This window comes from Myxococcus stipitatus DSM 14675, from assembly GCF_000331735.1.
Taxonomy (GTDB): Bacteria; Myxococcota; Myxococcia; order Myxococcales; family Myxococcaceae; genus Myxococcus; species Myxococcus stipitatus.
In genome coordinates, this window is sequence record NC_020126.1 from 8,758,812 (window position 1) to 8,775,852 (window position 17,041).

15 protein-coding genes are annotated in these 17,041 nt (G+C 70.0%); 5 read left to right on the forward strand and 10 right to left on the reverse strand.

Translation table 11 applies throughout. From position 1 onward, the window contains the following. Positions 1-165: 165 nt before the first annotated feature. The 8 genes from MYSTI_RS33780 to MYSTI_RS33815 are packed head-to-tail and all read right to left on the reverse strand — an operon-like array spanning position 166 to position 7,126. Positions 166-1,905, reverse strand: coding sequence for a complex I subunit 5 family protein (locus MYSTI_RS33780; RefSeq protein WP_015352333.1), 1,740 nt, complete (start codon positions 1,903-1,905; stop codon positions 166-168). Further along, entirely contained in the window at positions 1,902-3,386 is a 1,485-nt protein-coding gene (locus MYSTI_RS33785) for a complex I subunit 5 family protein (RefSeq protein ID WP_015352334.1), read from the reverse strand. Before MYSTI_RS33785 ends, MYSTI_RS33780 begins: the two co-directional genes overlap by 4 nt. Continuing rightward, a complete protein-coding gene (locus MYSTI_RS33790; protein WP_015352335.1) occupies positions 3,383-4,810 on the reverse strand; it encodes a complex I subunit 5 family protein in 1,428 nt (475 codons plus the stop codon). The genes MYSTI_RS33785 and MYSTI_RS33790 overlap by 4 nt, the downstream gene beginning before the upstream one ends. After that, positions 4,807-5,124, reverse strand: coding sequence for a cation:proton antiporter subunit C (locus MYSTI_RS33795; protein WP_015352336.1), 318 nt, complete (start codon positions 5,122-5,124; stop codon positions 4,807-4,809). Before MYSTI_RS33795 ends, MYSTI_RS33790 begins: the two co-directional genes overlap by 4 nt. Then, positions 5,121-6,053, reverse strand: a complete 933-nt coding sequence (locus MYSTI_RS33800; protein ID WP_015352337.1) for a hydrogenase subunit MbhD domain-containing protein — start codon at positions 6,051-6,053, stop codon at positions 5,121-5,123. Before MYSTI_RS33800 ends, MYSTI_RS33795 begins: the two co-directional genes overlap by 4 nt. Then, positions 6,050-6,361: a monovalent cation/H(+) antiporter subunit G gene (mnhG, locus tag MYSTI_RS33805; RefSeq protein WP_015352338.1), complete on the reverse strand. Its 312-nt coding sequence runs from the start codon at positions 6,359-6,361 to the stop codon at positions 6,050-6,052. Before mnhG ends, MYSTI_RS33800 begins: the two co-directional genes overlap by 4 nt. Then, positions 6,358-6,633 carry an MrpF/PhaF family protein gene (locus MYSTI_RS33810; protein WP_015352339.1) on the reverse strand — a complete coding sequence of 92 codons (276 nt, stop codon included), beginning with the start codon at positions 6,631-6,633 and terminating at the stop codon, positions 6,358-6,360. Before MYSTI_RS33810 ends, mnhG begins: the two co-directional genes overlap by 4 nt. Next, the gene (locus MYSTI_RS33815; RefSeq protein WP_044900848.1) at positions 6,626-7,126 is read right to left on the reverse strand and encodes a Na+/H+ antiporter subunit E; all 501 of its coding nucleotides are present in this window, start codon (positions 7,124-7,126) and stop codon (positions 6,626-6,628) included. The genes MYSTI_RS33810 and MYSTI_RS33815 overlap by 8 nt, the downstream gene beginning before the upstream one ends. Positions 7,127-7,521: 395 nt before the next feature. Here MYSTI_RS33815 and MYSTI_RS33820 point away from each other — a divergent pair, with 395 nt between their 5' ends. From MYSTI_RS33820 to MYSTI_RS33835, 4 genes are all read left to right on the forward strand, one after another. After that, entirely contained in the window at positions 7,522-8,076 is a 555-nt protein-coding gene (locus MYSTI_RS33820; protein WP_044900849.1) for a TetR/AcrR family transcriptional regulator, read from the forward strand. A gap of 67 nt (positions 8,077-8,143) precedes the next feature. Beyond that, positions 8,144-8,806 carry a Rossmann-fold NAD(P)-binding domain-containing protein gene (locus tag MYSTI_RS33825; RefSeq protein WP_015352342.1) on the forward strand — a complete coding sequence of 221 codons (663 nt, stop codon included), beginning with the start codon at positions 8,144-8,146 and terminating at the stop codon, positions 8,804-8,806. A 5-nt stretch (positions 8,807-8,811) separates the two neighbouring features. Further along, positions 8,812-9,510 (forward strand): TVP38/TMEM64 family protein, encoded by a 699-nt coding sequence (locus MYSTI_RS33830; RefSeq protein ID WP_015352343.1) that lies wholly within the window; start codon positions 8,812-8,814, stop codon positions 9,508-9,510. Further along, positions 9,507-10,382 carry an SDR family oxidoreductase gene (locus MYSTI_RS33835; protein ID WP_015352344.1) on the forward strand — a complete coding sequence of 292 codons (876 nt, stop codon included), beginning with the start codon at positions 9,507-9,509 and terminating at the stop codon, positions 10,380-10,382. The genes MYSTI_RS33830 and MYSTI_RS33835 overlap by 4 nt, the downstream gene beginning before the upstream one ends. Positions 10,383-10,418: 36 nt before the next feature. On the opposite strand, the gene MYSTI_RS33840 is transcribed toward MYSTI_RS33835, so the two are convergent. Together MYSTI_RS33840 and MYSTI_RS33845 are read right to left on the reverse strand one after the other, a co-directional pair. Further along, the gene (locus MYSTI_RS33840) at positions 10,419-13,139 is read right to left on the reverse strand and encodes a N,N-dimethylformamidase beta subunit family domain-containing protein (RefSeq protein ID WP_015352345.1); all 2,721 of its coding nucleotides are present in this window, start codon (positions 13,137-13,139) and stop codon (positions 10,419-10,421) included. Positions 13,140-13,321: 182 nt separating this feature from the next. Then, positions 13,322-15,040: a condensation domain-containing protein gene (locus MYSTI_RS33845; protein WP_169558687.1), complete on the reverse strand. Its 1,719-nt coding sequence runs from the start codon at positions 15,038-15,040 to the stop codon at positions 13,322-13,324. A gap of 400 nt (positions 15,041-15,440) precedes the next feature. On the opposite strand from MYSTI_RS33845, the gene MYSTI_RS33850 reads away from it, so the two are divergent. After that, on the forward strand, positions 15,441-16,988 hold the full coding sequence (locus tag MYSTI_RS33850) for a hypothetical protein (RefSeq protein WP_015352347.1): 1,548 nt from the start codon (positions 15,441-15,443) through the stop codon (positions 16,986-16,988). Positions 16,989-17,041 lie beyond the last annotated feature (53 nt).

A 17,041-nucleotide genomic window follows, 5' to 3' on the forward strand; every position in this document is an offset into this window, starting at 1 on the left:
TGAGTTGTTCGCGGTGCGCCACCGCGCATGAGACGTGAGGAAGAAGTCCAGGCTCAACGGCCTGCCCGCATGCACGACACGAGGGCGCCACGCCCCATTCGTGGGTGCCCCACGCGCATGAGACGTGAGCGAGGTCCGACAAGAAGCCACCGAGCACGCGGGGCTTCAGCGGACGAGGAGCAGCAGGAAGACCGCCAGCCACACGAGCAACGCGAGTCCCACCTGCCGCAAGCGGCTGAGCCGCGCCTCCACCTGGTCCACCTCGTCGAGGAGGAAGTGCTGGAGCCGCTCCACGCCTTGCTGGAGACGCTCGGACGTCTTCCCCTCCCCCGTGGGTTCCCGCTCCGCCCCTGCGGTCAGCAACCTCCAGGCGGGCTGAATCACACGCATCAGCGGCCAGAGCACGTCGCCCGCGGGAATCCGTGGCAGCCGCCAGCCGAGTCTCCGTCGCAGGCTCCAGGCGAGCGCGCACACCCCTGCCCCCACCAGGACGGGCCACGCCGAGGACACGAGGTTCTTCGCCTCGAGCAGACGCGGAAGCGCCTCGCGCCCCACCGGACTCCAGAAGAGCAGCGCGGTATCCATCGCGAACAGCAATCCCCACGACGCGCCCATCCAGCCCGCGCTGGACGTGCCCTGCTCCGGCGACTCGGCCACCACACGCTCCAGGAAGCGCGCCATGAGGAGCGTGCTGCCCACCGCCGCGAGTGACAGCAACAACGGCAAGGACTCGGGGCCGTGCGCCGCGGCTTCGGCGGACTTGAGGGACAGCTTCGCCAGGGCCCCGCTCGTCAGCGGTGCGCCGGCGATCTCCAGCCCGGACCAGGCGAGCCCCGCGAGCACCAATCCCCCTCGCCACCCGCGCCAGCCCGTCGCCGGCAACAGTCCCGCCCCCAGGAACAACAGTCCCTTCGCCATCGAGTGGTGCACCGCATAGACGAGCACCGCCACCACCAGCATCGGCGCCGCCTCTGGAGTCCCCAGCGCGAGCCCCACCGCGAGCGTGATGAACCCCATCTGGCTCACGCTCGAGTACGCGAGCACCGTCTTCGCCTCGCGCTGCGTGAGCCCCACGACCACGGCGTAGAACGCGGCGGCGAGCCCCATCCCCACGCAGACCTGGCTCACCATCGGCAGGCTCGACTGCCCGAGCGGAAGGAAGCGCAGCCACCCCAGCACGCCGACCTTGATGATGGCGCCGCTCAACACCGCACTGGCGGGCGCGGGCGCGACGGGATGGGCCAGGGGCAACCACATGTGCAGCAGCAGCGCGCCCACTTTGATTCCGAACCCCACCAGCACGAGGACCACGATGAGGTCTCGCGAGCCCGACTCCGACACCACTCGCGCCACGTCCACCAGCATCACGTTGATGCGCGTCCCCACCGTGAGGAAGAAGGCGGCCAGGAGGCTCACCTCTCCCAGCAACGCCATCACGATGTAGACCCGCCCCGCCTCGGCCGCGCGCTCATCCCGAACATGGACGACGAGGCCATAAGCGCAGAACGTCATCATCGCGAAGAACAGATAGAAGCTCGCCACGTCCAGCGCGAGCACCGCTCCCACGTTCCCCGCCAGCGTCGCCAGGTAGAAGCCCCAGAACGAGGGCCGGCGCGAGTCCTCGCGCAGATAGCCCTTCGCGAAGAGCCCCGCGAAGAGCCACAGCGCCCCCGTGAAGATCAGATACGTCCGCGTCACCGTCTCCGGCCCGTACAGCCACATCCCCAGGAGCACGCTCTTCCAGTGGAGCGTCGCTCCCGTGCCCAGCCCCAGCCCCAGCGCGGGCAGCGCGGCCCACGGCGCCAGCCACATCCCCACCGCACGCGTGCCGGGAATCATCACCGCCAGCACCCACACGAGCGGCACCAGCAGCGCCGCGCCGACGGCCACCTCCGCCAGGCTCACGGCCGGAACTCCCGCTCGGTGATGAGCTTCGTCCAGCTCAGGGGGCTGAACTCCCATCCCGCGAACAGCCCCATCGCGAGCGACAGCGCGGCCGTCGTCAGCGTGGGCAGCAGCAGGGACAGGCCAATCTCCCAGCGGCGAGGGTTCGGCTCCCACTCCTGCTGGGGCGCCTGGAACCAGGCGGAGTAGAGGATGGGCAGGAAGTAGCCCGCGTTGAGCAGGCTGCTCATCAGCAGCACCCCCACCAACCAGGGCTCCTTCGCCTCCAGCGCGCCGATGCCCAGGTACCACTTGGTGATGAAGCCCGCGACGGGAGGAATCCCAATCATCCCCAGCGCGGCGATGGTGAACGCCCCCATCGTGAGCGGCATCCTCCGCCCCACCCCGCGCAAATCCCTCACGCGATGCACGTGCAACTCCTCCGCGAAGTTCCCCGCGCAGAAGAACAGCGTGATCTTCATCACCCCCTGGTGGACCAGGTGCACCAGCCCGCCGATGGTCGACACCGTGCCGAAGATGGAGACGCCCACCACGATGTACGCGACCTGGCTGACCGTCGAGTACGCCAGCCGCCGCTTCAAGTCGCCTTGCTGGAGTGCTCGCAGCGAGCCGTAGAGGATGGTGATTCCCGCGACCACCGCCAGCGGGCGCATCACTCCCAGGTCATGCACCAGGTACACGCCATACACGTCGTAGATGACGCGTGTGATTCCAAAGGCGCCCGCCTTCACCACCGCGACGGCATGCAGCAGCGCGCTCACCGGCGCGGGCGCCACCATCGCGACGGGCAGCCACCCATGCAGCGGCACCAGCGCCGCCTTCACGCCCAGGCCGGCAATCATCAACACGAAGGCCACCTGCAACCCGGTGCGGTGCTCGACGGCGCCCCAGAGCGCGCCCCGCTCCGTGAATTCCACGGCCCCCGCGAGCACGTACAGCAGCACCACGCCCGCGAGCAGCAACGTGGCCCCCGTCAGCGTGTAGCGCAGGTACACATTGCCCGCGCGGAGCGCATCGGGCGTCCCCTTGTGGATGACCAGCGGGTACGTCGACAGCGTGAGCATCTCGTAGAACAGGAAGAACGTGAGCAGGTTGCCCGCGAGCGCGATGCCCATCGTCGAGGCGACACACAGCGAGAAGAAGCCGAAGAATCGGCTCAGGTGCTCGGTGCCCTCCAGATAGCCCACCGCGTAGATGGTCGTCACGAACCAGAGCACCGCGGACAGGAGGATGAAGAGCAGGCTGAACGTGTCCGCTCGGAGCACCAGGTCCGCGTTGGGGAGGAAGGGCACACGCGTCTCATAGTGACGGCCCTGGAACACCCCCCACGCCATGAAGAGGGTCAGCCCCAGCTTCGTCACCGCCGCGGCCAGGTTGAGCGTCGTCCGCGTGCGCCGCTGACCTTGGGGCAGCAGGAAGATGACCAGCCCGGGGAGCAGCGAGCTCAACAGCACCCACACCGGGAGCCAGGTGCTCCTCATCGCGCCGCCCCCACCGCCAGCAGGTCCAGCGGGAACCACGGCACCAGTCCCAACACCAACGCGATGAGCGCGAGCGCGAGCGGCGCCAGCTCGTTCCCCAGCGGAATCGAGCGCACCTCCACGCCGGGCGGGAGCGGGAGGAAGGAGCCTCGGAGGATGCGAAAGACATACGCCGCCGCCAGCAGGCTCCCCAACAGCAGCACTCCACCCCACCACCACTGCTGCGTCTGGATGGCCGCGTTGAGCAGGTACCACTTCGCGATGAACCCACCGCTGGGCGGAATGCCAATCAGGCTGATGCCGCCCAGCGCCATCGCCAGGAAGGTGAAGGGCATGCGGTAGGCCAACCCCTGCACACTGCCCAGCTCGGTGATGCCCACCGCCTGGTGGATGTTCCCCACCGCCACGAACATGGATGCCTTCGCGGCGGCGTGCGAGACGACCAGGTAGATGGCGCCCGACCGGGCCCCGCTCGTCGCCATCGGGAAGACCAGGAACATGTAGCCGATCTGCGCCACGCTCGAATAGGCGACGACCTGCTTGAGCTTCGACTGGCTCAGCGCCAGCAACGAGCCCCACAGCACCGCCGCCGCGCCCAGGATGCCCAGGAACTGCCCCACCTCGGGGTCGAGCACCGGCGCGAAGACCTCCAGCCACATGCGGAACAGCACGTAGTAGGAGCCCTTCGAGATGAGCGCCGACAGGAGCGCCGTCACCGGCGTGGGCGCGCCGCCATAGGTCGGCGGAAGCCAGACATGCAAGGGGAACAGGGGCGTCTTGAGGCACAGCCCCACCGTCACCAGCGCCGCCGCCATCCACGTCACGGGCCCTGGCTGGACGCGCTGGGCCAGGAGCCCCATGTCCAGCGCGGCGTACGCGCCATACAGCAGCGAGATTCCCAGCAGGTAGCAGAGCGAGCCCGGCAGCGCGAAGAGCAGGTAGCGCAGGCCCGCCTCCAGTCCTGGCAGGTCCCTGCGCACCACGATGAGCGCGACGGCTCCCAGCGTCGTCAGCTCCAGCGTGACGTAGAGGTTGAAGGCATCCGCCGACATCACCAGCGCGTTGAGCGCGCACCAGACGAACAGCCACAGCGGGAGGTACTCACGGTCCTCGCGGTTCCCCAGGTGGTCCAGCGCGTTGACGCTGATGAGCGAGCCCACCAGGGCCACGGTCAGCATCATCAACACCGCGAGCCCATCCGCGCGCCACCCGATACCCAGGGGCGCGCCCCAGCCTCCGATATCCTGGTGCAGCGCGCCGACGGTCGCCACCTCCCACGCCAGCACCGCCACCGCCCCGAGCGTCGCCACGGAGGCGACACCCGCGACGATGCGCACCCCGTCTCGCCCCACCAGCAGCGCGAGCACCGCGCCGAGCAAGGGGAGGATGACCGGCCATGCCATCAAGGCCCAGGCCCCCGTCATGGGCCCTCCGGGCTGGAGCGCGACGAGTCGCTCTCCGTGGACTGGAGCCGGGAGATGCGCCGCGCCAGCGCCACCCCCAGCGCCGTCGAGCTCACCGACACGACGATGCCCGTGAGCACCAGCGCGTGGGGAATCGGGTCCGGCGCACCCGACGGGACTCGCCGCGCCAGGGCCACGAGGACCAGCAACACACCCGAGCCCATGATGTTCGACGCCAGGATGCGCTTCACCACGTGCCGGTGCGCGAAGAGGCCCACCAGCCCCACGCTGAACATCGCCATGCCGGACAGCGCATAGAGCACCCAGGAGCTCACGGTGTCCCCTCGCGCTCCACCTTGGGTGGACGAACCCCGGGGAAGAACATCAGCAGGACCAGGGTGATGGTGACGGTCAGCGCCAGCTCCACCACGAAGATGAGGGTCCCCGCCAGATGAGGTGGGAACTCCAGCAGCCGCCCTCCGCGGAAGAGGGGCGCCACGGCCACGGCCACGAACAACAACGGGCCCATCAGCAGCGCCCAGCGCACCCTGCGCGACGACATTCGCGGGGTCCCCAGCCGCGTCGTGAGGATGGCCACCACGCCGCCTCCCGCGAGGATGGCGCCCGCCTGGAACGCGCCCCCGGGGCCGTGCGCGCCCACCCACACGAGATACCCCGCCAGCAGCAGCACCGCGGGCGTCATCATCCGGAACAGCTCGCCCGTCAGCGGGTCGTCCTCGGTCTCCAGCGAGGGCCTCTCCGTGCGAGGGTTCACCGCTCGCGCGCCCAGCGCGGCCACCAGCAGCACCGCGATCTCCAGCAGCGTGTCGTAGCCACGGAAGTTCAAGAGCACCGCCGTGACGGGATGCTCCACGCCGCTGTCGGCCAGCCGCGCGGTGACCTCGGGGCCCAGGCCCAGGCTGTCGGCGGGCAGCGCGAGCACGGCCCACCCCAGCACGCCCGTCAGCGCGGAGGCGGCCAGGATGTCCCAGACCCAGCGGGTGGCGCGGGTGTGGGCCTCGGGCGCGGTCTCCTCCGTCCAGCTCAGCGTGTGCATCAGGAGCGCGCCGGTGAGGCCCGTCCCCACGGCGGCCTCCACCAGCGCGATGTCGGGGGCCTCCAGTCGCGCCCACGCGAGCGCGGACATCAAGCCCATGGCGACGAAGAGCACCACGGCCTGGGACAGGGCCTCGGTGTGGAGCACCAGCCACGCCAGGAAGGGCAGGCTCAGCGCGAGCCCTCCATCGAGCAGCGCGTCCATCATGACTCGCGCGAGCCTCCCCAGGCCCCGACGCCTCGGCGGAGCGCCGCGCGCGCGATGAGCTGGCAGGTGAAGGCGCTGGAGATGAGGACGAAGAACCAGACGAGGAACAGCTTGAGCGCCGTCGCCCACGAGCCCGCCTCGAGCGCCAGGCCCACGACGACCAGCCCGAGCCCCAGGTTGTCGACCTTGGTGAGGGCGTGGAGTCGGCAGTAGACGTCCGGGAAGCGCAGCACGCCCACGGTGCCCGCCAGACAGAAGCCCGCGCCCGCGAGGAGGAAGAGCGCGGAGATGACATTCAAGAGCGTCATCGCCGTGAATCCTCCGGAGGGTCGCCGATGGCGAAGCGCACGAAGGCCACCACGGTGACGGGGGCCAGCAGCGCGAAGATGAGGGCCACGTCTCGCAGCGCGCCCCGGTCTCCATCCGCCGCGAGCAGGACGAGGACTCCCACGCCCGTGGTGCCGAACAACTGCGCCACGATGAAGCGGTCCGTCAGGGTGGGGCCGCGGATGACTCGCACCAGCCCCGCGAGGAGCGTGAGGAACAGGAAGAACGCCACGCCCGTGCGCAGCTCATGCATGGGTGGCCTCCCGAGGAGGAGCGTCCAGGCCGAACAGCCGCGCCACCCGGCGCTCCAGGTCTTCCAGCTCGTGCTGGAGCACCTCGCCCCGGTCGACGAGTGAGTGCACCACCAGCACTTCCCCCAGGACATCCGCGTTCAGCGTGCCCGGCATCAAGCTGAGCGTGAGTCGGAACACGGTGCAGGGAGCCCCCGCCGGGAGGCGCAGCCGGTAGCGGATGAAGACGGGGGAGATGGGCAGGCCAGGCGCCAGCGCGCGCCGGGCCACGTCGAAGCCGCCTTGCACGGAGCCCACCAGGAAGAAGACGGCGAAGCGCGCGATGTCGAGGAGCCGCCAGGAGTACTTGCGCGGTGGGCTCAGCATGAAGCTGACCACCAGCACGACCGTCACCACGGGCACGCCGAAGGTGACGCTGCTCGGGTCGCCGTCACACAGGGCCCACCACGAGATGCACATGAAGGCGACGCGCGCGAGCGCGCTCTTCCAGGCCACCCTGGGGAGCCAGGGCCCCTCCGCCCAGGGCCCCTTCCCACGCTTGAGCTTCCTGACCGCGTCCCGTGGCTGCACGAGCCAGGACCCTAGTGCCGCGTCCACCGCACGCGCCGGGGACGTGTGGCCCGCACGTTCGTCATCCGACGCTTGAGGGCCTCAGTGGCGGACGGGCGACGGTTGGCCCCATGCCACGGCCCGAAGTGGCGCTCGCGAACGCGAAACCTCGGCGATGAGGACAGCCGGATGCCGTGCCCGGCAAGCACGGCGCGAAGCTCGCACCCGCTCCGCACCTGGTGTCGGCGAGAGCCGCGCCCTTGCTCGCCCGGCTGCTGGCGACATCCCGACATATTGACAACCAGGACACCATTTGTCACTTTGAACACATGCCGGTGACGATGACAGACGAAGAAGCGGCGGCCCGGCGCGCGCGTGTCCTCCTCGCCGCCCGGTGGTGTTTCCTCAACTTCGGCTTCGCCAAGACAGCGTTCGAGGACATCGCCCGGCGCGCCAACCTCTCGCGCACGCTGCTCTACCGGGTCTTCAAGGACAAAGAGGACATCTACCGAGCCGTCTTCGTGGACTGGCTGGTCTCCAGGCATCCCGCGGCGAGGAAGGCGGCCAAGGAGCCCGGCAGCCCTCTCGAGCGCTTGCTGGGGGTGTGCCGGCTGATGGTCCTCGAACCCTGGGCCGAAATGGTCGGGGCGCCCATGGGGCCCGAGTTCTTCGAGGCCTGCGAGCGAATCGACCCCGAGGCCGATGCGCTGCATCGCAAGGTCGCGCGGGAGTGCGTCGCCACCATCCTGGGCGATGAGGCGAGTGCCGAGGTCTTCCTCCTCGCGCTCGACGGGTTGCTCGCGGACCAGCCGCCGGTGGACGTGCTCGAGCGGCGGACGCAACTGCTCGCGGAGCGCTTCGCTCCCAAGTCATCGAAGAAAGGAACGCGGTCATGAGCGCGGCGGGGACAACAGCGCGGCCGATGCGCGTTCGATGTGGCCACACACACCTGGGAGGCGAACCATGAAGGTCGTCATCTTCGGCGCGACAGGCATGGTCGGAGCGGGCGCCTTGCGCGAGGTGCTCGCATCCGACGACGTCGAGGCGGTGCTCAGCATCAGTCGACAGCCGTGCGGTGTCGAGCATCCCAAGCTGCGCGAAATCCTCCTCTCCGACCTCTTCGATGTCGCCGCCGTCGAAGGCCAGCTCAGCGGCTACGACGCGTGCATCTGGGCCATTGGCGTCAGCTCCGTCGGCCTCGACGAGGCGGCCTATGCCCTGGTGACCGAGGAGCTGACGCTCACGTGGGCACACACGCTCCTGCGGCTCAACCCGGGCATGGCCTTCTGCTACTGCTCCGCGGGGGGCGCGGGCGGCCCGGGAATGTGGGCTCGCGTGAGGCGCCGCGTCGAAGGCGCGCTGAAGGAGATGCCGTTCCGGCACGCGGGTGCTGTTCGCCCTGGCTTCATCCGCCCAGGTCCCGGCATCCGGAGCAAGACGCGAGGCTACCAGTTCGGCATCACCCTGCTGAAGCCGCTGTTCTTGCTCGTGCCGCTGCTGGTCCGCGTCGTCCCCGGGCTGTTCACCACGTCGGAGCGCCTCGGCCGGGCGATGTTGCGTGTCGTCCAGGGACGGGCCGACCGGTTCATCCTCGAGTCCGCCGACATCAACCGGGTCGGAGCATGAGCGCGATGACTCACTCTCCTCGCGGTGCGAAGCTCGGTGTCATCGCGGGCGTGCTCATCGTGCTCGCCTGCGCCTGGCACTTCGGTGTCTTCGAGCAGGTCGGCGAGCCGCGAGTCCTGGCGCACAAGCTCGTCGGGATGGGCGCGTGGGGTTGGCTCGCGTTCATCCTCGCCTACACGGTGTTGCAACCATTCGGTGTCCCCGGCTCCATCTTCCTGGTGGCGGCGCCGCTCATCTGGCCGTGGCAGACCGCGTTCGCGCTCTCGATGGCCGGCACGATGTCCGCGAGCATCGTCGGCTTCTCGTTCGCGCGCTTCATCGCGCGAGACTGGGTCTCCGCGCGCATCCCAGCGCGGCTGCGCAAGTACGACGCGGCACTCGAGCGCAGCGCCTTCCAGACCGTCGTCGTCCTGCGGCTCATCTTCTGGATGTCGCAGATGCTCCACTCCTTCCTCGGTGTCTCGAAGGTGCGGTTCTGGACGCACTTCTGGGGCTCGCTCGTCGGCTATGTGCCGACGCTGTTCATCGTGAGCTACCTCGGCTCGGAGCTGTTCGACGCGTCGGGGAAGCTGCAGCCGGACGCGTGGCCGACCCTGGCTGGACTGCTCTTCACATCGCTCGTCATCGCCGCGCTCGCATGGGCCTGGGAACGCCGCCGTCTCGCGGGGGAGCCCCCACCGCCACACCCTGGGAGCCCCTCATGACCCAAGACCTCCTGCACAAAGTCGTCCTCATCACCGGCGCGACGGACGGCATCGGGAAGGCCGCCGCCACCGAGCTCGCCCGGCGCGGCGCGACCTTGACGATTGTCGGCCGCAACAAGCAGAAGACCGAGCAGGTGCTCGCCGAGCTGAAGTCGACCAGCGGGAACCCCCACCTCGACCTTCTTCTCTGCGACTTGTCGCGGATGGCCGACGTCCAGCGCGCCGCGGAGGAGTTCAAGGCCAGGCATGAGCGGCTGGATGTCCTGGTGAACAACGCGGGTGCCACCTTCAAGAAGCCGACGATGGGCCCCGACGGGTTCGAGCTGACGTTCGCGCTCAACCACCTCGCGTACTTCCAGCTCACGACGTCGCTGCTCGACCTGTTGCGGAAGACACCCGGTGCGCGGGTCGTGTCGACCTCGAGCAGCATGCAGGCGCGCGGGCGGCTCGACCTCGCGAAGACTCCCACGTCCCTGGCCGGGTCGGGCCCAGGTGCCTATGCGACCTCGAAGCTCGCGAACGTCCTCTTCACCCAGGAGCTTCAGCGAAGACTGGAAGGGACAACGGCCATCGCCAACTGCTTCGAACCAGGCACGGTGCGGACGCAATTCGGTGGCTTCGGCTCCGACCAGGGGTTCTTGCTGAACCTCGTGTACACGCTCGCGAAGCCGTTCTCGAGCACGCCGGAGCAAGGCGCGGATTCCCTCATCTGGCTTGCCACCGCACCCGAGGCGGCCTCGCTCAAGGGCGAATACGTCTCGAAGCGCCGGGCGGTGCGCCCGCAGAAGCAGGCGCGGGATTCAAAGCTCGCGGCCTACCTGTGGACGTTGAGCGAACAACTCTGTGCCCGGGCGGTCGCGCGCACCGGGTGACCACCGCCGCACCCACGCGCCACTCCCACTCGGGCTTCAATCCTCGGGCGCGCCCTGGGCCCCCACGCGGATGACCTGGGTGGTGGAGGCACTCACGCCTCCGCCATCCGTCGCCGTCAGCGTCACGGTGTAGGAGCCCGGCTGCAGATAGCGATGCTCCAGGTATGCGGCGTCCGACGTCGTGCCATCGCCCAGGTCCCACCGGAAGCGCTGAATCCATCCGCCCGGGTTCGTCGTCGTGCTCGTGGTCCCATCCAGGTACACGTCATGGGGCGCACGCTCCCCGGAGAAGGGACCTCCGGTGATGCGCGGCTCGGGCCCCACGCTCCCACCATCGGCCGCGGGCATCCGCAGCTCGCGCAGCGTCGACGCCCCCTGGTCCACCACCAGCATGTTTCCATTCGGCAGCGCCGCGATACCCGTGGGCAGGCTGAACGTGGCCTGCTCCGCCGTCCCATCTCGCGCCCCATGCGCGCCCGACCCCGCGTAGGTCCGGACCCGCCCTCCCACCAGCATCCGGATCCGCTCGTTCCCCGTGTCCGTCAACAACAGCCGGCCATCGACATGCACCGCGCCCGACATCGGCAGGAACTGCGCCGCGCCTCCTGCTCCATCCGCGAACCCGCCCGGCGCGCTCCCCGCCACCGTCGTCGTGGTGAAGCTCGCATCCATCGCCACCCTGCGGATGAGCCGGTTCCCCGTGTCCACCACCCACAGCGCCCCATCCCCGAACGCCACCGCCGTGGGGCGATGCAGCCGCGCCTGGCTCGCCGGTCCGTTCGTGCTGCCCGAGCCCCGTGAGCCAATCACCGTGCTCACCCGCGCCTGCGGCGTGATGCGCGCGAGCCGATGGTTGAACGTGTCCGTCACATACAAATCCGTCCCCGCGAAGACCAGGCTCGTGGGCGTCTGGAACCGCGCGGCCGGCCCCGTTCCATCCGCCCTCCCCTGCCGCCCCTCCCTCGAACCCGCGAACGTGCTCACCGTCCATCGCCCGTCCCGCGCAATGCGCACGATGCGATGGTTCCCCGTGTCCGCCACGTACAGCGTCCCATCCGGCGCCACCGCGATGGACTGCGGCGAGCGCAGCGCCGTCGTCGCCCCCGGCCCCTCTCCCACCCCGGGTGTCCCCAAGCCCGCGATGGTCGTCACCGTGCGGGCCGCATCCGGCGCGATTCTCCGCACCGCATGATTCCCCGTGTCCGCCACGAAGATGTTCCCCAGCCCATCCACGGCCACGCCCACCGGCCTGCGCAGGCGCGCCCGAGCCACCGGCCCATCCACGAACCCGTCTTGAAACGCGACCCCCGCCAGCGTGGAGACCCCCGCCGCCTGTCCCGTCCTGTCCACCGGCCGAGGCTCCTCCGCCCCAAACGTGTCCCCCGGCAACGTGGCCACCAGCCCCGCCTTGCGCAGCACGTTCTCGGTGATGCGCTGCACCCGCAGGTCCGCGAAGCGCGGATGCGAGAGCCCGTGCGACCAGGAGATGCCGCCGCTGGAGAAGACAAACGCCCCCGAGGGCGCGGTGAAGAGGCCCGCCGTGTGCCAGTTCGGCTCACCCTTGTTGCTGATGGCGGGTGAGCGCGACAGCGGAATGAACCCCGGCGGCGTCGCCCCGTTCGCCCACTCGCGGTCAATCTCATACCCCACCACGCCCAGGATGGAGTCTCCGCGCCGGAGCTGCGTCCCCTCGAAGGGCCACGCCTCTGGCGACTCCACGACGAAGGGCTGCGGGATGATTCCCCACGCATCGGACATCACGCCCGTGAGCCCATTCTCCGGCTCGCCCAGGAGCGCGTTGCGCCAGCGCACCGTGATGAGCGGCGTGCCCGCGAGCGGGTCTTCCCTTGGGGCCTCGTCCTTGTAACAGACCTGCCGCCGCCTCGACGCGCCCTCCAGGCGGATGAGCCAACAGCTCGTGTCGCTGCCCAGGAATGCCAGACTCACGCCCGACGCGAGCGCCCCCTCCACCGCCTCGCGCGCCGGACGAGACCAGTACTCGTCATGCCCCACCGAGAGGAACAGCTTCTGTCCTCGCAACAAGGACGGGTCCCGGTCCACGTCGACATTCGTCACGTAGGACAGTTCGTACCCCTTCGACTCCGCCCACATCACGAAGGAGTGCGCGGCGTAGAAGTACTCCCCCGCCCCATTGCCATCCAGGTACGGCCGGTCGAAGGAGACGACCTTCGCGTGGCCTCCCGACAACCCGAGCGACGTCGCATACAGGCTCTCACCGCCCCACGCGTTGTACGCCTGGAACGTCGTCACGGGGAGCTGCACCACCCCCACGCCCTTGCGCTCATCCGCGCGCACCACGAAGAAGACATACGACTGCGGCCCGTCCTCCCTCCGGAGCTTGAGCAAGTACACCCCGCTCGGCCACGTCGCCTGGGTCCGCACGGTGAAGCTCACCGGCCAGCGGCACTCCACCAGCCCCGTCGTCCGGTCCGCCTCGGGCACAGGCTGCGGCCCCACCGTGACAGGGCCTCCCGCCGCCATCCGCCGAGAGCCCGTCCCTCCGTAGTAGCCCATGCGGAAGAGCTCCCACGTCACCGCGCGCACGCTGTCCGTCCGGACATGGATGCCCAGGGACTCGCCCCGCTGCACGCTGACCGCGGAGGCATATCCCTCCAGCTGCGCGCCCGTCGCGGGCTGGCTCAACCTCCACTCAGTGGTGCCAGGGAATGGCGCCTCACCGGCCACCGGAGCCATCGCCATCATTCCCCCCAGCATCAGGACCATCGCCAAGCCCATGCGCGCGCCCCCTCTCACGCGCGTTCTCATCGCCCGCCCAAACCCTCTCAATGACGGAGACCGCCAAGTGGGCGGCCTCGAACAAAGCTCCGCCACTCTGTGCCAGGGCCGACGTGGGAAATGTCTGCCATGGCCCGTCCGCCACGGGCCCACGCAATCCCACCCGCGCTCTCCCGCACAGGTCAGCCGAGCTGGAGCGTTTCCTCGGCGAGCGGCAGGTCATCGAGCCGCACATCCGGCGTCTCGACGATGCGGCCCAGGAGCCGCCGGAAGCACTCCGCCAGCCGCTCCACCTCCGCGGGCTGGAACACGTCGGCGGCGTACTCGAAGGCGCCGCTCAGCCGGCCCAGGTCCTCGCGCAACAACAACGTCAGCTCATGCCGCGCCGTGCCCGGCACCGAGGCATCCGGCGTGTCCGTCAACAGCGTGCACCCCAGCCCCGGAATCGCCAGGTCGAAGGTCGCCATGCTCTCGAAGACACACGCGGCCTGGACCTCGGGCAAGGCCGCGCGGGCGCCTCGGCACAGCCGCGACACCTCTTCGAACGGCAGCTCCTGATGACTCAGGTCCTCCGTCGTGCACCGGCGGTGGCGCACCAGGAGCTCCCGGAACGACGGGTTCCCCGTCAGGTCACAGCGCAGCGCCACCGTGTTCGCGAGCAGCCCCACCACGTCGCGCAGCTCGCGGCGTCCCCGGTTGGCCACCACGGTGCCCAGGAGCACGTCCTCCTGCCCGGAGTGCCGGCGCAGCAGCGCGGCGAACACGGCCGAGAGCGCGGTGAACAGCGTGGCCCCCTCGCCGCTCGCCAGCGCCTTCCACGCCGCCGTCAGCGCCACCGGGACCTCGAAGGACACCAGCCCGCCCAGCCGCGAGCCCTCGCCACACCCGTTCCGAGGCGTCAGCTTCAGCGGCGGCACCCCCTCCAGCCGCGCCCGCCAGTACTCGCGCTGTCGATGCGCCCCCTCACAGCCGAGCCACTGCCGCTGCCAGCGAGCCACGTCCGCGGCCTGCCGGGAGGGCGGCGCCAGCGGCGAGGGCACCCGCGCATGGAAGACGCGATACAGGAACGCCAGCTCCCGCCCGAAGACACTCAGCGACGCGCCATCCGTGATGAGCCGATGCTGTGTCACCAACAGCACATGGGTCTGGTGGGTCAGGACCACCAGCGCGGTGCGAATCAGCGGCCCCACCTGGAGGTCGAACGGGGCCCGCCCCAGCGCGTCGTAGAGTGTCCGGAAGGACGCGGAGTCGAGCGCCCGCCCCGCGTCATCCTCCTGCTCGGCCCGCAGGTCGACGACGGGCATCTCCAGGCGGGGCGCCGGTGCAACCACTTGCAGCAGCTCCCCCTCCCGCTCCCGGAACGACGTGCGGAAGGCTTCGTGCCTCCGGACGATTTCCTGGAGGCTGAGCTTCAGCGCTTCGACGTCCAGCGGGCCGTCGAAGCGCAGACCGAAGTGGAGGTGGAAGCGAGGGCTCTCGGGCTGGGGCCGAAGCTGCCTCCAGAGCTGCTGTTGCCCCAGGGAGGCGGGCGTGGTGCCCTCGTTGCGCCGCACCACCTCCGCGGCCTCGCTCACCGGCGACAGGGCGAGCATCACCTCCGGAGAAGCCAGCACCCGAGCCAGGGCTTCGATGGTCCCCTGCTGCCAGAGGAAGGCGAGCGTCAGCGGCAAACCCAGCCACTGCTCCAGGTCATTGGCCAGGGAGATGGCCGCCATCGAGTCGAGCCCCTGCTCGACCAGGGGACGCCGCGTGTCGATGGAGCCCGCGGGCATCTGCCAGTGGAGGGCCAGCCACTCCACCACCCAGTCCTCGATGGTCTCGTGATGGGCAGGGAGCCGGGACTCGGACAGGTCATGGGCCGCGGGCACGGAGCGCTCGCGTGACGCGTCACGTTCATCCACTCGGGGCTTCACAGCGTCCGTCTCTTCACGCAGGCACATCCACCCGGGTGAGTTGCGTGCGTGGAACGACAACGTCAAGGTCCGCCCCCGAAACTCTCCCCTCCGGGCGTACACGACCCGACGTGAACCATCCCTCGACGTCGTCTGCCAATCCCTCCCACCACGTCGGGTCCCCGCCTCACCGTTCCGCGGGGCCGGAAGGCTGTCCGCTGCTTCGCGAATCGCCATCCCCCGCGCCCGGCCCATGCCGGGCCCCCAGCACCTGCGTGGCCCCCCGGATGGACGTGTCGCACGAGCCTGGACGGCCCCTCCGTGAAACCCGTGTCGGATGGCGCCTCCATTCTTGGTGCTTCCCTCATGCCAGGGCGCGTCATACGACGCGGCCAGGTTCACCCGCTGATTGAGGTCTCCCCTGCGGACTCGCACCACGACAGAGGTCTTCCGGGCACTGGGCACGGTCGCCCTGCTGCTGCTTCTTCCCTGGGTCGTCTACGGGAGCGTCGTCTCCCTGAGCTACGGCCTGCGCGACGACTACGCCATCCTGCGCGAGGCCCGGGAGGAGCCCGGCAAGATCCTCAAGGTCTGTGGCGCCATGGGCCGCCCGCTGTATGGGTGGCTGCTGGACCGCTCCTCGCGGGCGGCCGGGGACGTGCGGGGGCTCGGCGGCCTGCGGGCCTTGGCGGTGGCGGGGCTGGGGATGCTGGCCCTGGCGGTGTTCCTCTTGCTGAAGGCCGAGGGCTGGAGCCGAGGCCCCGCGCTGCTGCTGGCGGCCTTCCTCACGGTGATTCCCTCCGCGCAGGTCGTCGCGAGCTGGGGCATCTGCTGGCCGCAAGCGGTGGCGTTGCTGCTCAGCGTGGGTGCGTTCGCCCTGGCGCGGGTGGGGCTGCGGGAGGGGCCTCGGGGCCCTCGAGGCTGGAGCCTGTGCGTGGGCGCCGCGGTGGCGCTGGCGGCGTCCATGCTCGTCTACCAGGCGAGTGGTCCGTTCTACGCGGTGCTGCTCGCGGCGGTGGTGGTGACGCGGCGGTACGAGGACCCGCGCGCGCTGGCGCGAGGACTGGGCGGGCACCTGCTCGTGGTCATCGCGGGGCTGGGGCTGGCGTACGTCGTCACCCGCATGAGCTTCGCGCTGGGGGTGTTCTCGCCCTCGCCGCGCATGGCGCTGGAGCGGCACTTCGTGGACAAGGCCGTGTGGTTCGTCTCGAAAGTCCTGCCCAACGCGCTGGCGCTCAACGTCCTGGATGACTCGGACACGTCGCCCTCGTGGGGCTACTGGCTCATGGTGGGTGGGACGCTGGCGCTGGTGGTCGCGGGGCTGGTCGCGGAGGGCCGCCGCGCGGGGCGGGTGGCGGTGGGGACGTGGGTGCTGGCGATGGTGGGGCTGATGGGCCTGGCGTACTGCGCCAGCCTGCTCGCGAGTGAGCGCTGGCCCACGTACCGCACGCTCTTCGCGCTCACGGGGGTGTGGAGCGTGTTCGTCTTCGCCGCCGTGGTGAAGCTGGGCGCGCTGTGGCCGACGAGAGGCTCCCACCTGGCACTCTTGCTCCTGACGGTGTTCGTGGTGGGCAGCGCGGGGGTGGCGCGCCAGCAGTCGCTGGAGCTGTTCGCCTGGCCGCAGGGCCGGGAGCTGGCGCTGATGCGGCAGGGGGCCGCCGCGCTCGAGACCTCGCGTCCGTCGCGCGTCTTCGTGCTCACCGCCCGCCAGAAGGACACCTCCGCGCACCGGCGCTACCTGGACGAGTTCGGCTCCATCTCCGTGGACACGGAGTGGGTGGCCAAGGAGCTGTTCGCGACGGCCGTCCGGGAGCGCTTCCCCCAGGAGCGCGACTTGAGCGCCCTGTACCGCTTCGACGCGGGCCCGGTGGCGCCGGATGCGAGGGGCTACGACATCCTCGTCGACATGCGTCAGCTCCGGTCCGCCTCGACCCGGTCCATCCAGCAGGCCCGTTGAGGACTGCACTCGGCGCGACTGGAATGACGTTCGGAGTTGACGCGGGGGAGCCC

What these genes read in the sequence shown, in the direction of transcription:
- MYSTI_RS33785 (WP_015352334.1), bottom strand. Translation starts at nt 3,386, where the DNA reads ATGAGGAGCACCTGGCTCCCGGTGTGGGTGCTGTTGAGCTCGCTGCTC.
- MYSTI_RS33790 (WP_015352335.1), bottom strand. Translation starts at nt 4,810, where the DNA reads ATGACGGGGGCCTGGGCCTTGATGGCATGGCCGGTCATCCTCCCCTTG.
- MYSTI_RS33800 (WP_015352337.1), bottom strand. Translation starts at nt 6,053, where the DNA reads ATGATGGACGCGCTGCTCGATGGAGGGCTCGCGCTGAGCCTGCCCTTC.
- mnhG (WP_015352338.1), bottom strand. Translation starts at nt 6,361, where the DNA reads ATGACGCTCTTGAATGTCATCTCCGCGCTCTTCCTCCTCGCGGGCGCG.
- MYSTI_RS33810 (WP_015352339.1), bottom strand. Translation starts at nt 6,633, where the DNA reads ATGCATGAGCTGCGCACGGGCGTGGCGTTCTTCCTGTTCCTCACGCTC.
- MYSTI_RS33820 (WP_044900849.1), top strand. Translation starts at nt 7,522, where the DNA reads ATGACAGACGAAGAAGCGGCGGCCCGGCGCGCGCGTGTCCTCCTCGCC.
- MYSTI_RS33825 (WP_015352342.1), top strand. Translation starts at nt 8,144, where the DNA reads ATGAAGGTCGTCATCTTCGGCGCGACAGGCATGGTCGGAGCGGGCGCC.
- MYSTI_RS33830 (WP_015352343.1), top strand. Translation starts at nt 8,812, where the DNA reads ATGACTCACTCTCCTCGCGGTGCGAAGCTCGGTGTCATCGCGGGCGTG.
- MYSTI_RS33835 (WP_015352344.1), top strand. Translation starts at nt 9,507, where the DNA reads ATGACCCAAGACCTCCTGCACAAAGTCGTCCTCATCACCGGCGCGACG.
- MYSTI_RS33840 (WP_015352345.1), bottom strand. Translation starts at nt 13,139, where the DNA reads ATGGGCTTGGCGATGGTCCTGATGCTGGGGGGAATGATGGCGATGGCT.